The organism is Variovorax sp. Root318D1, from assembly GCF_001424835.1.
Classification (GTDB): Bacteria; Pseudomonadota; Gammaproteobacteria; order Burkholderiales; family Burkholderiaceae_C; genus Variovorax.
Map to the genome: position 1 here is coordinate 136,961 of NZ_LMCQ01000020.1, position 15,906 is coordinate 152,866.

16 protein-coding genes are annotated in these 15,906 nt (G+C 65.5%); 13 read left to right on the forward strand and 3 right to left on the reverse strand.

Annotated features, from left to right (window positions below; all coding sequences use genetic code 11):
- Positions 1-47 precede the first annotated feature (47 nt).
- Entirely contained in the window at positions 48-1,064 is a 1,017-nt protein-coding gene (locus tag ASC78_RS17485) for a S1C family serine protease (RefSeq protein ID WP_055803810.1), read from the reverse strand.
- A gap of 91 nt (positions 1,065-1,155) precedes the next feature.
- Here ASC78_RS17485 and ASC78_RS17490 point away from each other — a divergent pair, with 91 nt between their 5' ends.
- The 7 genes from ASC78_RS17490 to ASC78_RS17520 all read left to right on the forward strand — a co-directional run bounded on the left by ASC78_RS17490 (position 1,156) and on the right by ASC78_RS17520 (position 7,860).
- Positions 1,156-2,016: a TatD family hydrolase gene (locus ASC78_RS17490; RefSeq protein WP_055803814.1), complete on the forward strand. Its 861-nt coding sequence runs from the start codon at positions 1,156-1,158 to the stop codon at positions 2,014-2,016.
- A gap of 131 nt (positions 2,017-2,147) precedes the next feature.
- Positions 2,148-2,540 carry a hypothetical protein gene (locus tag ASC78_RS17495; RefSeq protein WP_055803816.1) on the forward strand — a complete coding sequence of 131 codons (393 nt, stop codon included), beginning with the start codon at positions 2,148-2,150 and terminating at the stop codon, positions 2,538-2,540.
- Positions 2,541-2,619: 79 nt separating this feature from the next.
- A complete protein-coding gene (locus ASC78_RS17500; protein ID WP_055803821.1) occupies positions 2,620-3,147 on the forward strand; it encodes a DNA-deoxyinosine glycosylase in 528 nt (175 codons plus the stop codon).
- Positions 3,147-3,929, forward strand: a complete 783-nt coding sequence (locus tag ASC78_RS17505) for a hypothetical protein (protein ID WP_055803822.1) — start codon at positions 3,147-3,149, stop codon at positions 3,927-3,929. Before ASC78_RS17500 ends, ASC78_RS17505 begins: the two co-directional genes overlap by 1 nt.
- On the forward strand, positions 3,926-5,722 hold the full coding sequence (locus tag ASC78_RS17510; protein ID WP_055803825.1) for a GspE/PulE family protein: 1,797 nt from the start codon (positions 3,926-3,928) through the stop codon (positions 5,720-5,722). The genes ASC78_RS17505 and ASC78_RS17510 overlap by 4 nt, the downstream gene beginning before the upstream one ends.
- Positions 5,723-5,840: 118 nt before the next feature.
- Entirely contained in the window at positions 5,841-6,329 is a 489-nt protein-coding gene (locus ASC78_RS17515; RefSeq protein WP_055803828.1) for a tripartite tricarboxylate transporter TctB family protein, read from the forward strand.
- Between the two features lie 16 nt (positions 6,330-6,345).
- A complete protein-coding gene (locus tag ASC78_RS17520) occupies positions 6,346-7,860 on the forward strand; it encodes a tripartite tricarboxylate transporter permease (protein ID WP_055803831.1) in 1,515 nt (504 codons plus the stop codon).
- A 49-nt stretch (positions 7,861-7,909) separates the two neighbouring features.
- Here the strand turns inward: ASC78_RS17520 and ASC78_RS17525 are convergent, their stop codons facing one another.
- A complete protein-coding gene (locus tag ASC78_RS17525) occupies positions 7,910-8,836 on the reverse strand; it encodes a LysR family transcriptional regulator (protein ID WP_055803835.1) in 927 nt (308 codons plus the stop codon).
- 97 nt (positions 8,837-8,933) lie between these two features.
- On the opposite strand from ASC78_RS17525, the gene ASC78_RS17530 reads away from it, so the two are divergent.
- The 4 genes from ASC78_RS17530 to ASC78_RS17545 are packed head-to-tail and all read left to right on the forward strand — an operon-like array spanning position 8,934 to position 13,328.
- Positions 8,934-9,908 (forward strand): Bug family tripartite tricarboxylate transporter substrate binding protein, encoded by a 975-nt coding sequence (locus ASC78_RS17530; protein ID WP_055803837.1) that lies wholly within the window; start codon positions 8,934-8,936, stop codon positions 9,906-9,908.
- Between the two features lie 12 nt (positions 9,909-9,920).
- The gene (locus ASC78_RS17535) at positions 9,921-11,534 is read left to right on the forward strand and encodes a gamma-glutamyltransferase family protein (RefSeq protein ID WP_055803840.1); all 1,614 of its coding nucleotides are present in this window, start codon (positions 9,921-9,923) and stop codon (positions 11,532-11,534) included.
- Between the two features lie 21 nt (positions 11,535-11,555).
- Positions 11,556-12,506, forward strand: coding sequence for a DMT family transporter (locus ASC78_RS17540; protein WP_055803843.1), 951 nt, complete (start codon positions 11,556-11,558; stop codon positions 12,504-12,506).
- Positions 12,507-12,533: 27 nt separating this feature from the next.
- Complete coding sequence (locus ASC78_RS17545) at positions 12,534-13,328, forward strand: SDR family oxidoreductase (protein WP_055803846.1); 795 nt, start codon at positions 12,534-12,536, stop codon at positions 13,326-13,328.
- 39 nt (positions 13,329-13,367) lie between these two features.
- Here the strand turns inward: ASC78_RS17545 and ASC78_RS17550 are convergent, their stop codons facing one another.
- On the reverse strand, positions 13,368-14,279 hold the full coding sequence (locus ASC78_RS17550) for a DMT family transporter (protein WP_055803849.1): 912 nt from the start codon (positions 14,277-14,279) through the stop codon (positions 13,368-13,370).
- 101 nt (positions 14,280-14,380) lie between these two features.
- Here ASC78_RS17550 and ASC78_RS17555 point away from each other — a divergent pair, with 101 nt between their 5' ends.
- Together ASC78_RS17555 and ASC78_RS17560 are read left to right on the forward strand one after the other, a co-directional pair.
- Complete coding sequence (locus tag ASC78_RS17555; RefSeq protein ID WP_055804372.1) at positions 14,381-15,364, forward strand: quinone oxidoreductase family protein; 984 nt, start codon at positions 14,381-14,383, stop codon at positions 15,362-15,364.
- 124 nt (positions 15,365-15,488) lie between these two features.
- Positions 15,489-15,896: a response regulator gene (locus tag ASC78_RS17560; RefSeq protein WP_055803852.1), complete on the forward strand. Its 408-nt coding sequence runs from the start codon at positions 15,489-15,491 to the stop codon at positions 15,894-15,896.
- The last annotated feature ends 10 nt before the right edge of the window (positions 15,897-15,906 follow it).

Genomic DNA, 15,906 nt, shown 5'->3' on the forward strand with positions numbered 1-15,906 from the left:
ATGAATGAACGATCGAAAGCTGGGGCGATGTGCGGGTTCCTGTGGACCTAGAAGGGCGGCGAACCAGCGGCAGAGGCCGCGTTTTCAATTGGCACAGCAAATCCGATGCCAATGAAGGTGCGCTGCTGAGTCGGATTGAGGATGGCGGTGACGATGCCGAGCACCTCGCCGTCCATGTTGATGAGCGGACCGCCCGAATTGCCGGGATTGGCCGCTGCGTCGAACTGAATCAGGTTGCCCAACTCCTGCTTGCCCTCGGGCGAGCGGAACGAGCGCTTCAGGCCCGACACCACGCCGGCCGACACCGAAGGGCCGATGCCGAATGGAAAGCCGACCGCGGCCACCTGGTCGCCCGATTGCAAGTCGCCGGTCGAGCGCATCACCGCGGGAATGAGGTCGTCGGGAATCTTCTGGGCCTGCAGCACCGCGAGGTCGTTCTCGGGCTGCACGCCGGTGATGGTGGCCACCGCCTCGAGGCCGTCGGAGAACGTCACCTTGATGGTCTCGGCGCCGGCCACCACGTGCAGGTTGGTCAGGATCACGCCTTTGTCGACGATGACCACCCCGGTGCCCACGCCGCGCTCGACTTCGCCCGGCGGCGCATCGGCTTCGGGCGGCTTGCCATTGGCCAGATTGCGGCCGCGCTTCTGGATCTTGGCCTCGGGCGTGGCTTTCTCGGGGCCGTAGCCGACCACACGTACGATGGAGGGCCGCACGATTTCGGCCGCCTTCGCGGCCGGGGAGGGCAGCGTCTGGGTCTGCAGCGTGCGCAGCACCGCCGCATCGATGTCCTTTTGCGTCAGCGCCTTGGCGCTGTGCCGGGGCCACCAGGTGGCGCCGCCGGCAGCGAGCGCGGCGCTCAGCACCACCATGAAGGCAAAACTGCGCCGGCCCGGCTGCCAGCCGGCCTTGGCGGGTTTTGCGAAAACAGGGGAGCCTGGAGCACCGGCCGGCGCGCCGTTGCCTTCGCCCTCGGGCGATGGGACGACAGCCTGGTCGGCCGTGGAGTCGGCCGCTTGCGGCTGCGTGCCGGGCGAACGGCTGTACAAAGCGGGCCTGCGCATCGGGACACCTCCGGCAAGGGATGACGGGTGATCAGGGAGTCACAGTAGCACGCTTTCTTCTGCCTTGCATCCCTTCGGGCATCATCTCGCCATGGCTGTATTTGTCGATACCCACTGCCACCTCGATGCGCCTGAATTCGGTGCAGAGATGCCGGTCATCCGTGCGCGGGCGGCCGAGCGGGGCGTGGCACTGTGTGTCATTCCTGCCGTGGCTGCGTTCAACTTTGCCACGGTGCGCGAACTCGCGCGGGTGCAGGGCGATGCGTATGCGCTCGGCATCCACCCGCTGTGCACCGGCAATGCGCAAGAGGCCGATCTGGAGACGCTGGACGCCGAACTCTCCGCGCGCCACGGCGATGCACGGCTGGTCGCGGTCGGCGAGATCGGGCTCGACTACTTCGTCACCGGGCTGGACAGCGCCAAGCAAGAGCACTTTTTTCACACTCAGTTGCAACTCGCGCGCAAATACGATTTGCCCGTGCTCATCCACGTGCGCCGCTCGGTCGACAAGGTGCTCAAGCATCTGCGGCAGACCGCGTCCGGCCGGCCATGGCAGGGCATTGCCCATGCCTTCAACGGCAGCGAGCAGCAAGCCCATGCCTGCATCGACATCGGCCTGAAGCTGGGTTTTGGCGGCGCCGTGACCTTCGACCGCGCGCTGCAGCTGCGGCGTCTGGCCGCCACACTGCCGCTCGCATCGATAGTGATGGAAACCGATGCGCCGGACATCCAGCCGCACTGGATCTACCGCACGCAGGCAGAGCGCGCGGCCGGTGAACCGCAGGGCCGCAACGAGCCCGGCGAACTGCCGCGCATCGCCGAAGTGGTGGCGCAACTGCGCGGGATCGGCGTCGACGAGTTGGCCGAGACGACGACTCGAAATGCGCTTGAAGCCCTCCCCCGGCTCGAAAGTCTTCTCTCAACGTCAGAGGGGCGGCCGCACCACGCGTAGGCCGAGGTCCCGTCTTGCGGTTGCGCAGGCAGGACCCTCCTTTTTGCTGTCATCCTTGGTTTTCGATGTGCCGTTGCTTGTTCAGTGGCAAGGACGCCACTCCGACATTTCATCCAAAAAGGAGTTTTCAGATGAACAGATCTTTCGTTCGCACCCTGCCTGCCGTGCTTGCTCTTGCACTCGCCTCCATCGGAATGTCCGCCGTGGCGCAGACCGCCGCTCCGGTCACTGCCGAACCCACCACCACCGAAAAGGTGAAGGAAGCCGGCAAGGACGCGGTCGATACGACCAAGACCACGACCAAGAAGGCCGTGGCCGCCACCGAGCGCGGTACCAAGAAGGCCTGGGACGCGACCAAGCGCACCACCAAGAAGGCCACCCACGCCACCAAGAACGTGGCAGTCAAGACCGGCGACGCCGTTGAAACCGCCGGCCACAAGACCGCTGACGGCATGCGCAGCACCGGCAAGGCCATCGGCGAAAAGGTGCCCGGCACCGCCGAAAACGAAGCCGCCAAGAAATAATCGGCTTTCGCCTTCAGCACAAACCCGCTTCGGCGGGTTTTTTCATGGGCGATCGACAGTGCCAAGATAGGGCGTATTCATGAAACCACCAGCCGCATCCGATGCTGCGAGCGCAGTGCTGACGGGACTTGCGCCTGTCGTCTCGCCCGCGACCGTCGTATTGATCCTCGGCAGCTTCCCGGGCGTCCGCTCGCTCGAACTGCAGCAGTACTATGCGCATCCGCAAAATCAGTTCTGGAAAATCTTGCAAGCCATCTGGCCCCAACACCCGCTCCCGATAGGCGCGGACAGCTACCCCGAAAAGAAAAAGTGGCTGCTCGACCGGGGCCTGGGCGTGTGGGACGTGTACGCTGCCTGCGAGCGTGAAGGCAGTCTTGATTCCGCCATTCGCGCACCCGTGGCCAACGACATTGCGGGGTTGCACCTGCCGCGGCTGGCCGCCATTGCGCACAACGGCGGCGAAAGCTTCAAGCATGCGCGCCACACGCGCACCCTGGGCGTGCCGGTCTACCAGCTGCCTTCCACCAGCCCCGCCAACGCGTCGTGGAGCTTCGAGCGCAAGCTCGCAGCCTGGCGCGAGGTCTTTGTCGCCCACCACCTTCTTTGATGGCCACGAGCAAAACTCCCGTTCTCCCCGAAGTCAATTTTTCCGACTGGGGCGACATCCGCTACCTGCACCTGGGCACCGAATGGGTCCAGGGCTCCATGAAGCTCGATGCACCTTTCGAAATCGAACTCGAGTACGTGCAGCGCATGATGGCCTGGCTGCTGTTCGTCGACCCCAAAAGCGTGGCAAACCGCCATGCGATGCAACTCGGCCTCGGCGCGGCCACGCTCACCAAGTTCTGCCGCAAGACCCTGCGCATGCGCACCACCGCGGTGGAATTGAACCCGCAGGTGGTGTCGGCCTGCCGCGGCTGGTTCAAGCTGCCGGCCGACGACCCGAAACTGCGCGTGGTCATTGCCGATGCGGCGCTCGAGATACGCAAGCCCGAATGGCACGGCACGGTCGATGCCCTGCAGGTGGACCTCTACGACCACGAAGCCGCCGCGCCGGTGCTCGACAGCGAAGGTTTCTACGCCGATTGCCGCGCGTTACTGACCGAAGACGGCTGCATGACGGTCAACCTCTTCGGCCGCTCGTCGAGCTATGAGCGCAGCCTGGAGAAAATCGCCGGCGCATTCGGGATTGATGCGGTCTGGGCCTTCAAGCCGACGCGCGAAGGCAACACGGTGGTGCTGGCACAGCGCACGCCGAGCCGGCCGAAGCGCGAAGCCCTTGCCGAGCGCGGCCAAACGATCCAGACTCGATGGGCCCTGCCCGCGCCGAAATGGCTGCGTGTCTTCAAACCACTGAATCCCACTCTCACCCGACCTTCCGGCCCATGAGCGCTGTCCCCGCCGTTTCCGCCCCTGCACCGCTGGCCACGCGCCACGAAGGCCCGCTCGACCTGCGCCGCCTGATCGAATGGCTCGCCACCGATGGCGTGATCTCTCCGGTGGAAGCCAAGCGCACCATCGCGCGCTGCGCCCAGGCCGAGAGCCGGCAGGCGCCGCTGGTGCGGCTGGCCAACGTGGCCATGACGCGCGAAAGCGACGGCAAGCCGCTCGATCTCGAAATGCTCACGCAGTGGCTTGCCGGCCGCGCGGGGCTGGCGTACCTGCGCATCGATCCGCTCAAGGTCGATGTGGGCAAGGTCGCCGACACCATGAGCGCTGCTTATGCCGAGCGCCACAAGGTGCTGCCGGTGCAGGTGCTGCCTACCGAGGTAGTGGTGGCCACGGCCGAGCCATTCCTCACCGACTGGATCGCCGAAGTGGAGCGCCAGTCGCGCCGCACGGTGCGCCGCGTGGTGGCCAACCCGGCCGATATCCAGCGCTATACGGCCGAGTTCTTTGCGCTTGCCAAGTCGGTGCGCGCCGCGCAGAAGGCTGGCGGCAACACCGGGGGCGCGAGCTTCGAGCAGCTGGTTGAACTGGGCAAGAGCACCAAGCAGCTCGACGCCAACGACCAGAGCGTGGTGCAGGTGGTCGACTGGCTCTGGCAATACGCCTTCGACCAGCGCGCGAGCGACATTCACCTGGAGCCGCGCCGCGAGCAGGGCGTGATCCGCTTCCGCATCGACGGCATCCTGCATCCGGCCTACCAGATGCCCATGGGAGTGATGAACGCGATGGTGTCGCGCATCAAGCTCCTGGGCCGCATGGACGTGGTCGAGAAGCGCCGCCCGCTCGACGGCCGCATCAAGACCCGCAACATGCGCGGCGACGAAGTCGAGATGCGCCTGTCCACCTTGCCAACCGCTTTCGGCGAGAAGATGGTGATGCGGATCTTCGACCCCGACACCGCGGTGAAGGACCTTGACGCGCTGGGCTTTTCGCAGCACGACGCGCACCGCTGGGAGCAACTCGTCACGCGGCCCAACGGCATCATCCTGGTGACGGGCCCCACGGGTTCGGGCAAGACCACCACGCTGTATTCCACGCTCAAGCGCGTGGCGACCGAAGAAGTCAACGTGAGCACGGTCGAAGACCCGATCGAAATGATCGAGCCTTCGTTCAATCAGACGCAGGTGCAGCCGCAGCTCGACTTCGGGTTTACCGAAGGCCTGCGCGCGCTGATGCGGCAGGACCCGGACATCATCATGGTCGGCGAGATCCGCGACCTTGCCACGGCCGAAATGGCGGTGCAGGCCGCGCTCACCGGCCACCTGGTGTTCAGCACCCTGCACACCAACGACGCGCCGAGCGCCATCACGCGGCTGATGGAGTTGGGGGTGCCTTCGTACCTCATCAACGCCGTGATGCTCGGCGTGCTCGCGCAGCGGCTGGTGCGTACGCTGTGCCCCAACTGCAAGCAGCCCGACGACACGGTCACGCGCGAGAAGCTCGAGACCATCGTCAAGCCATGGCAGATCACCGGTTCGGTGCGCGCCTACAAGCCGGTGGGCTGTGTCGATTGCCGCATGACCGGCTACATGGGCCGCATGGGCCTGTACGAGCTGCTCAGCATCACTGAGGAATTCAAGACCCACGTCACCAAGGAGCCCAACCTTGCAGGGCTGCGCCGGCAGGCCGTGATCGACGGCATGCGGCCCCTGCGCCTGGCGGGCGCGCTTCGCGTGGCCGAAGGCGTCACCACCATCGAAGAAGTGCTGAGCGCGACCCCCCCGCTCGAGTGAGGGCGCATGGCGCGAGGCTGGGGGTTATCCCTAGCCTTTCGGTTAGTGGAATCCACATCGGGCTGACCACTGGCTGACTCGACAATCTCGCATCGAAATTTTTTCGAGGAGACTGTTCGTGAAAATCAAGAGTCAGAAAGACTTTTTTTCGGGCCTTATGTTTACGGTTGTGGGCGCGGCGTTCGCATGGGGCGCCACCACCTACAGCGTAGGCAGCGGCGCCCGCATGGGACCGGGTTACTTCCCGCTGATGCTGGGCATCCTGATGGCCGTCATCGGCCTGGGGATCATGTTCAGCGGCTTGACCGTTGAAACCGCAGACGGTGAAAAGATTGGCAAGTGGGCCTGGAAACAGGTGGTGTTCATCCTGGGCGCCAACCTCGCATTCGGCATCTTGCTCGGCGGCCTGCCAAGCCTCGGCGTGCCGGCCATGGGAATGATCATCGCGATCTACGCGCTCGTGATCATCGCGAGCCTCGCGGGCCACGAGTTCAAGCTGCCTACCGTGCTGATCCTGGCCACCGTGCTGGCCGTTGGCAGCTATGTTGCATTCATCTGGGCCCTCAAGCTGCAGATTCAGGTCTGGCCGACCTTCATCACCGGTTGAGAAGAAAGCTGCTCACATGGAACTGATTAACCACCTCTCGATGGGTTTTGGCGTTGCCTTTACCTTCACCAACCTGCTGTACTGCCTCGGCGGCTGTATTCTGGGCACGCTGATCGGCGTGCTGCCGGGCATCGGCCCGGTTGCGACCATCGCGATGCTGCTGCCCGCCACTTATGCACTGCCGCCCGTTTCGGCACTGATCATGCTGGCCGGCATCTACTACGGCGCGCAGTACGGCGGCTCGACCACCGCAATTCTGGTGAACCTGCCGGGCGAATCTTCGTCGGTGGTGACCGTGATCGACGGCTACCAGATGGCGCGCAAGGGCCGTGCGGGTCCGGCGCTCGCCGCAGCGGGGCTGGGTTCGTTCTTTGCCGGTTGCGTCGGCACGCTGATCCTGGCCGCCTTCGCGCCGCCGCTGACCGAACTGGCTTTCAAGTTCGGCCCGGCCGAGTACTTCTCGTTGATGATCCTGGGCCTGATCGGCGCCGTGGTGCTGGCTTCGGGCTCGCTGCTCAAGGCCATCGGAATGATCGTGCTGGGCCTGCTGCTGGGCCTGGTGGGTACCGACGTTAATTCGGGTGTGGCGCGCTACAGCTTCGACGTTCCCGAACTGACCGACGGCATCGGCTTCGTTGCCATCGCCATGGGCGTGTTCGGCTACGGCGAAATCATTGCCAACCTTTCGCGCCCCGACGACGAGCGCGAAGTGTTCACCGCCAAGGTCTCGGGCCTGTTCCCCACCAAGGAAGACTTCAAGCGCATGATCCCTGCCGTGCTGCGCGGCACGGCACTGGGCTCGTCGCTCGGCATCCTGCCCGGCGGCGGTGCGTTGCTGTCGGCCTTTGCGGCCTACACCATCGAGAAGAAGACCAAGCTGCATCCGGGCGAAGTGCCCTTCGGCAAGGGCAACATCCGTGGCGTGGCAGCTCCCGAGGCGGCCAACAATGCCGGCGCGCAGACCTCCTTCATTCCGCTGCTCACGCTGGGTATTCCGCCCAACGCGGTGATGGCGCTGATGGTGGGCGCAATGACCATCCACAACATCCAGCCGGGTCCGCAGGTGATGACCAGCAACCCCGAGCTGTTCTGGGGCCTGATCGCCTCGATGTGGCTTGGCAATGCGATGCTCGTGGTCCTGAACCTGCCGCTGATCGGCATGTGGATCAAGCTCTTGACGGTGCCCTACAAGTTCCTGTTCCCGGCCATCGTGCTGTTCTGCGCCATCGGCGTGTACTCCACGAACAACAACACCTGGGACATCTGGATGGTGGGCATCTTCGGCTTCGTGGGCTACACCTTCTTCAAGCTGGGTTGCGAGCCTGCGCCGTTGCTGCTGGGCTTCATCCTCGGGCCAATGATGGAAGAAAACCTGCGCCGTTCACTGCTGCTCTCGCGCGGCGACTGGAGCGTGTTCGTCACGCGCCCGATCTCGCTCGGGCTGCTGCTCGCCGCTGCGCTGCTGCTGGTGATCGTGCTGCTGCCGGCCGTCAAGGCGAAACGCGAAGAAGCCTTCGTCGAAGTCGACTGAGCCTCGCGAACCCAGCGAACCAACGGCGCCTTCGGGCGCCGTTTCTTTTTCAGGGCTTGGCGGCTCTCGGCGGGCTCATGTGCTGCCTTGCCATGGCGAGGAAAGCCATCGCTGCCGGGCTGAGGGGATGCTTGGCCAGCCGGATGGCGACGACCGGGTACTCGAGGACCGGGCGTGTCACGCCCACGGCGCGCAGGTTGGTCGGCATCAGCACCTCCACGTAGCGCGGCAGGAGCGCCACGCCCGCGCCCGCCTGGACCAGCCCGAATGCCGTCGACAGCATCGACACGTGGTGCACCACGCGCGGATAGACGTTGGCCACGCTCGAGAGCTGGCGGCTGACGGCGCGCCACACGTTGGCGTCCGGATTGACATGGATGAAGGGCAGCGATTCCAGATGCCTGGCATCGACAACCACGCGCTGTGCAAGCGGATGGTCGTCGCGCACGAACAAGGCCATGCGTTCTGAAAAAAGAGGCTCTGTGGCCAATTCGGAGTGCTTCTGCCCGATGTCGGAGCCAAAGCCCAGGTCGGCCTCCTGCGAGAGGATGCGAGAGATCATCTGCTCCGCCGTGCTGTCGAGCAGCGTGGTGGCAAGGGTGGGATGCTTGCGCGAAAAGCGGGCGAGCATCGGCGGCAGCAGTGCACCCGCCGTGAGATGGCCCACCGCGAGCACCACGCGTCCTTCGCGCAATTGCGACTGCGAGCGGCAGGCGTCGACGGATTCATCGATGAGCCGCAACGCGCGCACGGCCGTCTCGACCATCACCTGGCCCGCGCTCGTCAGGCGGATGCGGCGGCCCCGCACGACGAGCGGCTGGCCGAGCTCTTCCTCCATGCGCTTGATCAAGTGGCTGATGGCGGGCTGGGTGAGCTGCAGGGTTTCGGCCGCGAGCGTGAAGCTGCCGGATTCGGCAACGGCGGCCAGCGCCCGCAGCTGTTGCAGCGAGATCTCTTCCGTTGCGATTCTTGCCATAAACAGCGCTCATAGTTGAATAAGCTGAATTATCTGGCTTGATGTCGGGCGGGTGCATAGCATGCAAGGTTTTTCCCGGGCCAGAATCCAAAGCACCATGAAACGAATCCAGTTCCTTCAAGGGGTCGCCGCTGCGCTTTGCTGGGCTGCCTCGACGGCTGCCCTGGCCCAGGGGTATCCGAACAAGCCGGTGCGGCTCATCGTGCCGTTCCCGGCGGCTGGCGCCACGGATCTTTTTGCGCGCACCCTCGGGCAGAAGATGAGCGAGAAGCTCGGCACCACGCTGGTCATCGACAACAAGCCGGGCGCAGGCGGTGCCATCGGGTCCGACATGGCGGCCAAGGCACCGCCCGACGGCTACACGCTGCTGCTGGCCACCACCAGCACGCACTCCATCGGGCCTTCCATTACCAGCAAGCTGCCCTATGACACGGTGCGCGATTTTTCGCCCATCGCCCACGTGGGCGATGCGCCGAGCATCATGCTGGTGCCGGTCGACTCGCCCGCCAAGACGGTGCGCGAATGGATCGCCTATGCGCAGAAGAACCCCGGCAAGCTCAACTATGCGTCCAGCGGCAACGGCACCATCGTGCAGCTCACCGCGGAACTCTTCAAGGCGCAGGCCGGCGTGTTCGTGACACACATTCCCTACAAGGGCACGGCGCTGGCCATTCCCGACCTGATCAGCGGCAAGGTCGACGTGCTGTTCGACTCGCTGCCCACGGGCATGCCGCACGTGCGCGACGGCCGGCTGCGCGCGCTCGGCGTCACCACGCTGAAGCGCAGCCCGCTCGCACCCGAACTGCCTCCGATCGCCGACACGCTGCCCGGTTTCGAGTCGAACACCTGGTTTGGTTTCTATGGCCCGAAGGGTTTGCCGGCCGACATCGTGGCGCGCGTCAACAAGGCCGCCAACGAAGCGCTGGCCGATCCCGAAGTGAAAGAAAAGCTCTCGCGCCTGGGCATCGAACCTGCCGCTCCCGGCACCCCCGAGCAGTTTGCGAAGATGGTGGCTGCCGACGCGGCCAAGTGGAAAAAAATCATCGTCGAACGCAAGATCAGCAACGAATAAAGAGACGTCCCCATGAACTTCGATTTCAGCAACCCCTACCTCTCCACCCGCATTCCGATCTTTGCGCGCAACGTGGTGTCGACCTCGCACCCGCTCGCCTCGCAGGCCGGCTTGCGCATGCTTCAGCAGGGCGGCAACGCCGTCGATGCAGCCATTGCCACCGCCGCCGTCATGACGCTGGTCGAGCCCGTGAGCAACGGCCTCGGCAGCGACGCCTTCTGCATCTTGTGGGATGGCAAGGAACTGCACGGCCTCAACGCCTCGGGTCCTGCGCCCAAGGCGTGGACGCCCGAATACTTCAAGGCCAAGTACGGCGCCGATGGCACCACGCCGCCGATGCGCGGCATCGACTCGGTGACCGTGCCGGGTGCGGTGCGCGGCTGGGTGGCGTTGAGCGATCGCTTCGGCAAGCTGCCTTTCGCCGACCTGCTGGCGCCTGCCATCGACATCGCCGAGCGTGGCTACCTGGTGCCGCCGGTGGTGCAGCAGAAATGGGCGGCGGCCACGCCGGTGCTCGAATCCGTGGCGGGCTTCGCGCAGACGTTCATGCCCTGGGGCCGCGCGCCCGAGGTGGGCGAATTGTTCCGCTTCACGGCCGCGGCGCGTGCGCTCAAGGCGATTGCGCGCACCAAGGGCGAGGCTTATTACAACGGCGAGATCGCCGAAGCGCTCGCCAGGTTCTCGACAGAGCAGGGCGGCGCGCTCACGGTGGCCGACCTCGCTGCCTATCAGCCCGAATGGGTCAAGCCGATCTCGCGCGACTACCGCGGCCACACGCTGCACGAGATTCCGCCCAACGGGCAGGGCATTGCGGCGCTGATCGCACTCGGCATTCTCGAGAAGTTCGACATCGCGTCGCTGCCGGTCGACTCGGTCGCTTCGCAGCACCTGCAGATCGAGGCGATGAAGCTCGCCTTTGCCGACGTGTACCGCTACGTCTCGGAGCCATCGTCGATGACGGTGACCCCGGCGCAAATGCTCGATGACTCCTATCTCGCATCGCGTGCGAGACTCATCGACGTGAAAAAGGCTCAGGACTTCAAGGCCGGCAACCCCGTGAAGGGCGGCACCATCTACCTCACGGCCGCCGACGAGAGCGGCATGATGGTGAGCTTCATCCAGAGCAACTACATGGGTTTCGGCTCGGGCTGCGTGGAGCCCGAATTCGGCATCAGCCTGCAGAACCGCGGCCACGGCTTCAGCCTCAAGGCCGAGAGCCCGAACGTGGTGGCACCGGGCAAGCGTCCGTTCCACACCATCATTCCGGCGTTCCTCACCAAGGATGGACAGCCGGTGATGAGCTTTGGCGTGATGGGCGGCAACATGCAGCCGCAAGGCCACATGCAGACGCTGGTGCGCATGCTCGACTACAAGCAGAACCCGCAGGCCGCCTGCGATGCACCGCGCTGGCGCTTCAACGCGGGGCTCGAGATCAACGTCGAAGCAGCAATGAATCCGGCCACAGTACAAGGCCTGCGCGAGCTCGGCCATCACCTGGACGTGATCGACGATTCTTACCAGGACTTCGGCGCCGGCCAGTTCATCTGGCGCGCGGGCGATCCGTCGGTGGAGGGCTACGTCGCCGCCAGCGATCCGCGCCGCGATGGCGTGGCCGCGGGCTTCTGACGGCCGAGCGATGATCGAGGGATGACCAAGTCCGCCGTACAGACCGGCTTTCCCTCTTCAGCAAGCGGCGCAAAAAAGAGCGTTGGGGCCGGCCTCGTCCTCGCCTCGCTGGGTGCGATCGCGTTCAGCGGCAAGGCGATCATCGTCAAGCTGGCCTATCGCTATGGCGTGGACGCCATCACGCTGATCATGCTGCGCATGCTGTTCGCGCTGCCGCTGTTCGCGCTCATGGCGTGGTGGGCCGGACGCGGCAAACCCGCGCTCACCTTCCGCGACTGGCTCGGCGTGATCGGGCTCGGCTTCTCGGGCTACTACCTTGCAAGCTTTCTCGACTTTGCGGGGCTCGCCTACATCTCGGCCAGCTTCGAGCGGCTGATCCTCTACCTCAATCCCACGCTCGTGCTGCTTTTCGGTTGGCTGCTGTACCGGCGGCGCGCCACGCGACCGCAGGTGCTGGGCATGATCGTGAGCTATGCCGGCGTGCTGCTGGTGTTCGGGCACGAGCTCTGGCTCGGCAGCGGCGGCAAGGGCGGCGGGGCGGCGGCCTGGGGTGCGTTTCTGGTGTTCCTGAGCGCCGTGAGCTATGCGGGCTACCTCGTCTACAGCGGCGAGTTCGTCAAGCGCCTGGGGTCGCTGCGGCTCGTGGGGCTGGCCACTACCGTGGCGTGCGTGCTGTGCATCCTGCAGTTCGTGCTGATGCGGCCGATGAGCGCTGCCATGCAGGTGGCGCCCGAGGTCATCTGGCTGTCGGTGCTCAACGCCACGCTGTGCACGGCGGTGCCTGTCCTGATGGTCATGATGGCCATCGAGCGCATCGGTCCCGCCATGGCCGCGCAAACCGGCATGATCGGGCCGCTGTCGACCATTCTCATGGGCGTCGTCATACTCGGCGAGCCGTTTACCGCGTGGATCGCGGCCGGCACGGTGCTCGTGATTGCGGGCATCTTCGTTTTCACACGCACGGGGCGCTAGCGTCCCTGCAGATCAGGAGCAAAAAAAATGGATCTGGGCATTGCAGGCAAGACCGCGCTGGTGTGCGGCGCGAGCAAGGGACTGGGCTACGGCTGCGCCGAAGCGCTGGTGCGCGAAGGAGTCAACGTGGTGATCGTGGCGCGCGGCGCCGAGGCGCTGGAAGCGGCGGCGAAGAAGCTGGCCGTCGCGGCCGCCGGTTCGCCAACGCCTTTCGTCAAGCACGTGGCCGCGGACATCACCACCGAGGCCGGCCGCGCCGCAGTGTTCGCGCTGGGCCATGACTTCGACATCGTCGTCACCAACGCCGGTGGTCCGCCACCCGGTGATTTTCGCAATTGGGATCGCGAGGCCTGGATCAAGGCGGTCGATGCCAACATGCTCACGCCCATCGAGCTCATCAAGGCCACGGTGGACGGCATGGCCAAGCGCGGCTTCGGGCGCATCGTCAACATTACCTCGAGCTCGGTGAAATCGCCGATCGACATTCTGGGCCTCTCCAACGGCGCGCGCAGCGGCCTGACCGGCTTCGTGGCCGGCGTGGCGCGCACGCCCATCGCGGCGCAGGGCGTGACCATCAACAACCTGCTGCCCGGCTCCTTCGACACCGACCGCCTCAAGGGCACGATGGCCGGCGCCGCCCAAAAGACCGGCCAGGATTTCGACACCGTGTGGGAAGCCCGCAAGAAGAACATTCCTGCCAGGCGCTTCGGCACGCCGGCCGAGTTCGGCGCCATCTGCGCGTTTCTCTGCAGCATGCAAGCCGGCTACATGACGGGGCAGAACATACTGGCCGACGGCGGCGCCTACCCGGGTACGTACTGAGCTCGCCCCTAGTCTTCGCTTGAAACGGGCGTTGTTGAATCAGCGCCGTGAAGAGACCACGATCCCGCCGACGATGAGCGCGAATGCCGCGCCGTGGTACCAGTGCGGCGGCTCGCCCAGAAAGGCCGCGGACAGCAGCGCGGCGAACAGTGGCGTGAGGTTCATGAAGAAGCTCGCCGCCTGCGGCCCGGCATGCTGCACGCCGCTGCCCCAGCAGCGGTAGGCCAGGACCGCGGGGCCGATGCCGATGAAGGCCAGCGCCGCGAACAGCGGCCAGCCGGGCACGATACGGGCGTCGGTCAGCGTCCATTCCCCGGCCGCGAACACGCCCGACCACGCGAGGCCGAACACCAGCTGCGCCATCAGGAACGCGGCCCAGTCTTGTCGCACGCCTTGTGGCTCGCGCGTGCGCGCCAGCATCCAGCTGTAGAAGGCCCAGGCGATGGTGCCCAGGATCATGTAAAGGTCGCCCGGCACCAGCCGCAGCGCGAGCAGCTGCCCCCAATCGCCGCGGCCCAGCACCAGCAGCACGCCGAGCATCGAGAGCAGGGAGCCCCAGATCTCGCGCACGCTGACGCGGGCACCGAAGAAGATGGCGCCTGTTGCGAGCATCCACAGCGGCACGCTGGAGCCCACCAGCGTGACGTTGATCGGCGTGGAGGTCTGCAGCGCCAGGTATTGAAACGCGTTGTAGCAGCCGATGCCGAGCAGCCCGAGAACGGCGTAGCGCTTCCAGTGCGCCCACAAGGGGCTGGTTGGCCGCAGCACCGCCCATGCGAGCGGCAGCAGCAGCACGAAGGCAATCACCCAGCGCACGAAGTTCAGCGTGAGCGGAGACACCAGGTCGCGCACCAGCCGGCCGACCACGGCATTGCCGGCCCAAAGCAGCGGCGGCACGGTGAGCAGAAAGACGGTGGATGGCGTGAGGCGCTGCTGCTGCTGAGTCTGCATGGGCGCCGACTCTACCGGGCATTGCCCTCTGGCGCCGCGGCAAGGCCAAACGTGGCAGGATGCGCTTCTTCTTTTTCCGCGTGCCTGGAGACTGCAAAATGATGAGCAAAGCCGTCCGTATCGACCGCCATGGCGGTCCCGAAGAACTGAAGATCGTCGACGTGGAAGTCGGCGAGCCCGGCCCGGGCGAAATCCGCATCCGCCACAAGGCCGTGGGCCTGAATTTCATCGACACCTACCAGCGCAGCGGGCTCTATCCGTTCCAGATGCCGCTGCAGCTGGGCATGGAAGCCTCCGGCGTGGTCGAGGCCGTGGGCGAGGGCGTGGCGCACCTCAAGGCCGGCGACCGCGCAGCCTATGCGAGCCAGCCGCCCGGCGCCTATAGCGAGTTGCGAGTGATGCCGGCCAAGACCGTGTGCAAGCTGCCCGACGCCATCTCGTTCGAGACCGGCGCGGCCATGATGCTCAAGGGCCTGACCACGCAATATCTGCTGAAGAAGACGCTGCCGGTGGAAGGCCTGCAGCCCGGCGACTTCATCCTCTTTCATGCCGCGGCCGGTGGCGTCGGCCTTATCGCCTGCCAGTGGGCCAAGGCACTGGGCCTGCAGTTGATCGGCACCGCGGGCAGCGACGCCAAGTGCAAGCTTGCGCTCGACTACGGCGCGGCGCATGCCATCAACTACAGCACCGAAAACTTCGCGGCCCGCGTGAAGGAGATCACCGGCGGCAAGGGCGTCAAGGTGGCCTACGACTCGGTGGGCAAGGACACCTGGGAAGGCTCCATCGAGTGTCTGCGTCCGTTCGGCCTGCTGGCGGTGTTCGGCAACGGCTCGGGTCCCGTGCCGCCGATCAGCCTGGGCACGCTGGCCTCCAAGGGCTCCCTCTACGTGACGCGGCCCACGCTGTTCACGCACATCGCAACGCGCGAAAGCACCCAGGCCATGGCAGATGACCTGTTTGCGGTGGTGCAGAGCGGTGCGGTGAAGATACCGATCGACCAGCGCTATGCATTGGCCGACGTGCAACAGGCGCACCGCGACCTGGAAGCGCGCAAGACCACCGGCTGCACCATCCTCACGCTCTGAGGCCTTGCACGGCTGGCAGCCCTGCGGCGGGCCAGCCTTGTCCTACCCTCGCTGGCGTGTCATGCCTTCGTCTTGCAGAAAGCGCACTTTGTAGCCTTCAACAAAGTTCGGGAAGGCGAGCGCCATGGATACCGTCAGAACCTTCATCGTCGAGGACAACCCCGCCATTCGCGAAGCCCTGGCCGACACGTTGCGCGAAGTGGCCCGGGTCGACCCCGTGGGCCAGGCCGAGACGGAACTCGAAGGCATACGCTGGCTCACCAGCAACCTGTCCCAGTGGGATCTGGCCGTCGTCGACCTGTTCCTGAAGGACGGCACGGGCTTCAGCGTGCTCGAGGCTTGCCGCAACCGCGAGCCCACGCAGAAGATGGTGGTGCTCAGCAACCACCTGACGCCCGAGACGCGCCGCAAATGCACCCAGCTGGGCGCCGATGCGGTGTTCGACAAGGCCACCGAGATCGACGATCTGGTCGACTTCTGCCTGCGCTGCCGGCAGGAGCAGTTCGTGGCCTCGTCGCCTTCGCCGCTCTGAGGGCAGAGCG

Bases quoted from the DNA above. Each gene is read 5' to 3' on its own strand.
- ASC78_RS17525 (WP_055803835.1), bottom strand. From the start codon at position 8,836: ATGGCAAGAATCGCAACGGAAGAGATCTCGCTGCAACAGCTGCGGGCG.
- ASC78_RS17500 (WP_055803821.1), top strand. From the start codon at position 2,620: ATGAAACCACCAGCCGCATCCGATGCTGCGAGCGCAGTGCTGACGGGA.
- ASC78_RS17550 (WP_055803849.1), bottom strand. From the start codon at position 14,279: ATGCAGACTCAGCAGCAGCAGCGCCTCACGCCATCCACCGTCTTTCTG.
- ASC78_RS17485 (WP_055803810.1), bottom strand. From the start codon at position 1,064: ATGCGCAGGCCCGCTTTGTACAGCCGTTCGCCCGGCACGCAGCCGCAA.
- ASC78_RS17540 (WP_055803843.1), top strand. From the start codon at position 11,556: ATGACCAAGTCCGCCGTACAGACCGGCTTTCCCTCTTCAGCAAGCGGC.
- ASC78_RS17545 (WP_055803846.1), top strand. From the start codon at position 12,534: ATGGATCTGGGCATTGCAGGCAAGACCGCGCTGGTGTGCGGCGCGAGC.
- ASC78_RS17495 (WP_055803816.1), top strand. From the start codon at position 2,148: ATGAACAGATCTTTCGTTCGCACCCTGCCTGCCGTGCTTGCTCTTGCA.
- ASC78_RS17555 (WP_055804372.1), top strand. From the start codon at position 14,381: ATGAGCAAAGCCGTCCGTATCGACCGCCATGGCGGTCCCGAAGAACTG.
- ASC78_RS17520 (WP_055803831.1), top strand. From the start codon at position 6,346: ATGGAACTGATTAACCACCTCTCGATGGGTTTTGGCGTTGCCTTTACC.
- ASC78_RS17490 (WP_055803814.1), top strand. From the start codon at position 1,156: ATGGCTGTATTTGTCGATACCCACTGCCACCTCGATGCGCCTGAATTC.
- ASC78_RS17510 (WP_055803825.1), top strand. From the start codon at position 3,926: ATGAGCGCTGTCCCCGCCGTTTCCGCCCCTGCACCGCTGGCCACGCGC.
- ASC78_RS17560 (WP_055803852.1), top strand. From the start codon at position 15,489: ATGGATACCGTCAGAACCTTCATCGTCGAGGACAACCCCGCCATTCGC.
- ASC78_RS17535 (WP_055803840.1), top strand. From the start codon at position 9,921: ATGAACTTCGATTTCAGCAACCCCTACCTCTCCACCCGCATTCCGATC.
- ASC78_RS17530 (WP_055803837.1), top strand. From the start codon at position 8,934: ATGAAACGAATCCAGTTCCTTCAAGGGGTCGCCGCTGCGCTTTGCTGG.
- ASC78_RS17505 (WP_055803822.1), top strand. From the start codon at position 3,147: ATGGCCACGAGCAAAACTCCCGTTCTCCCCGAAGTCAATTTTTCCGAC.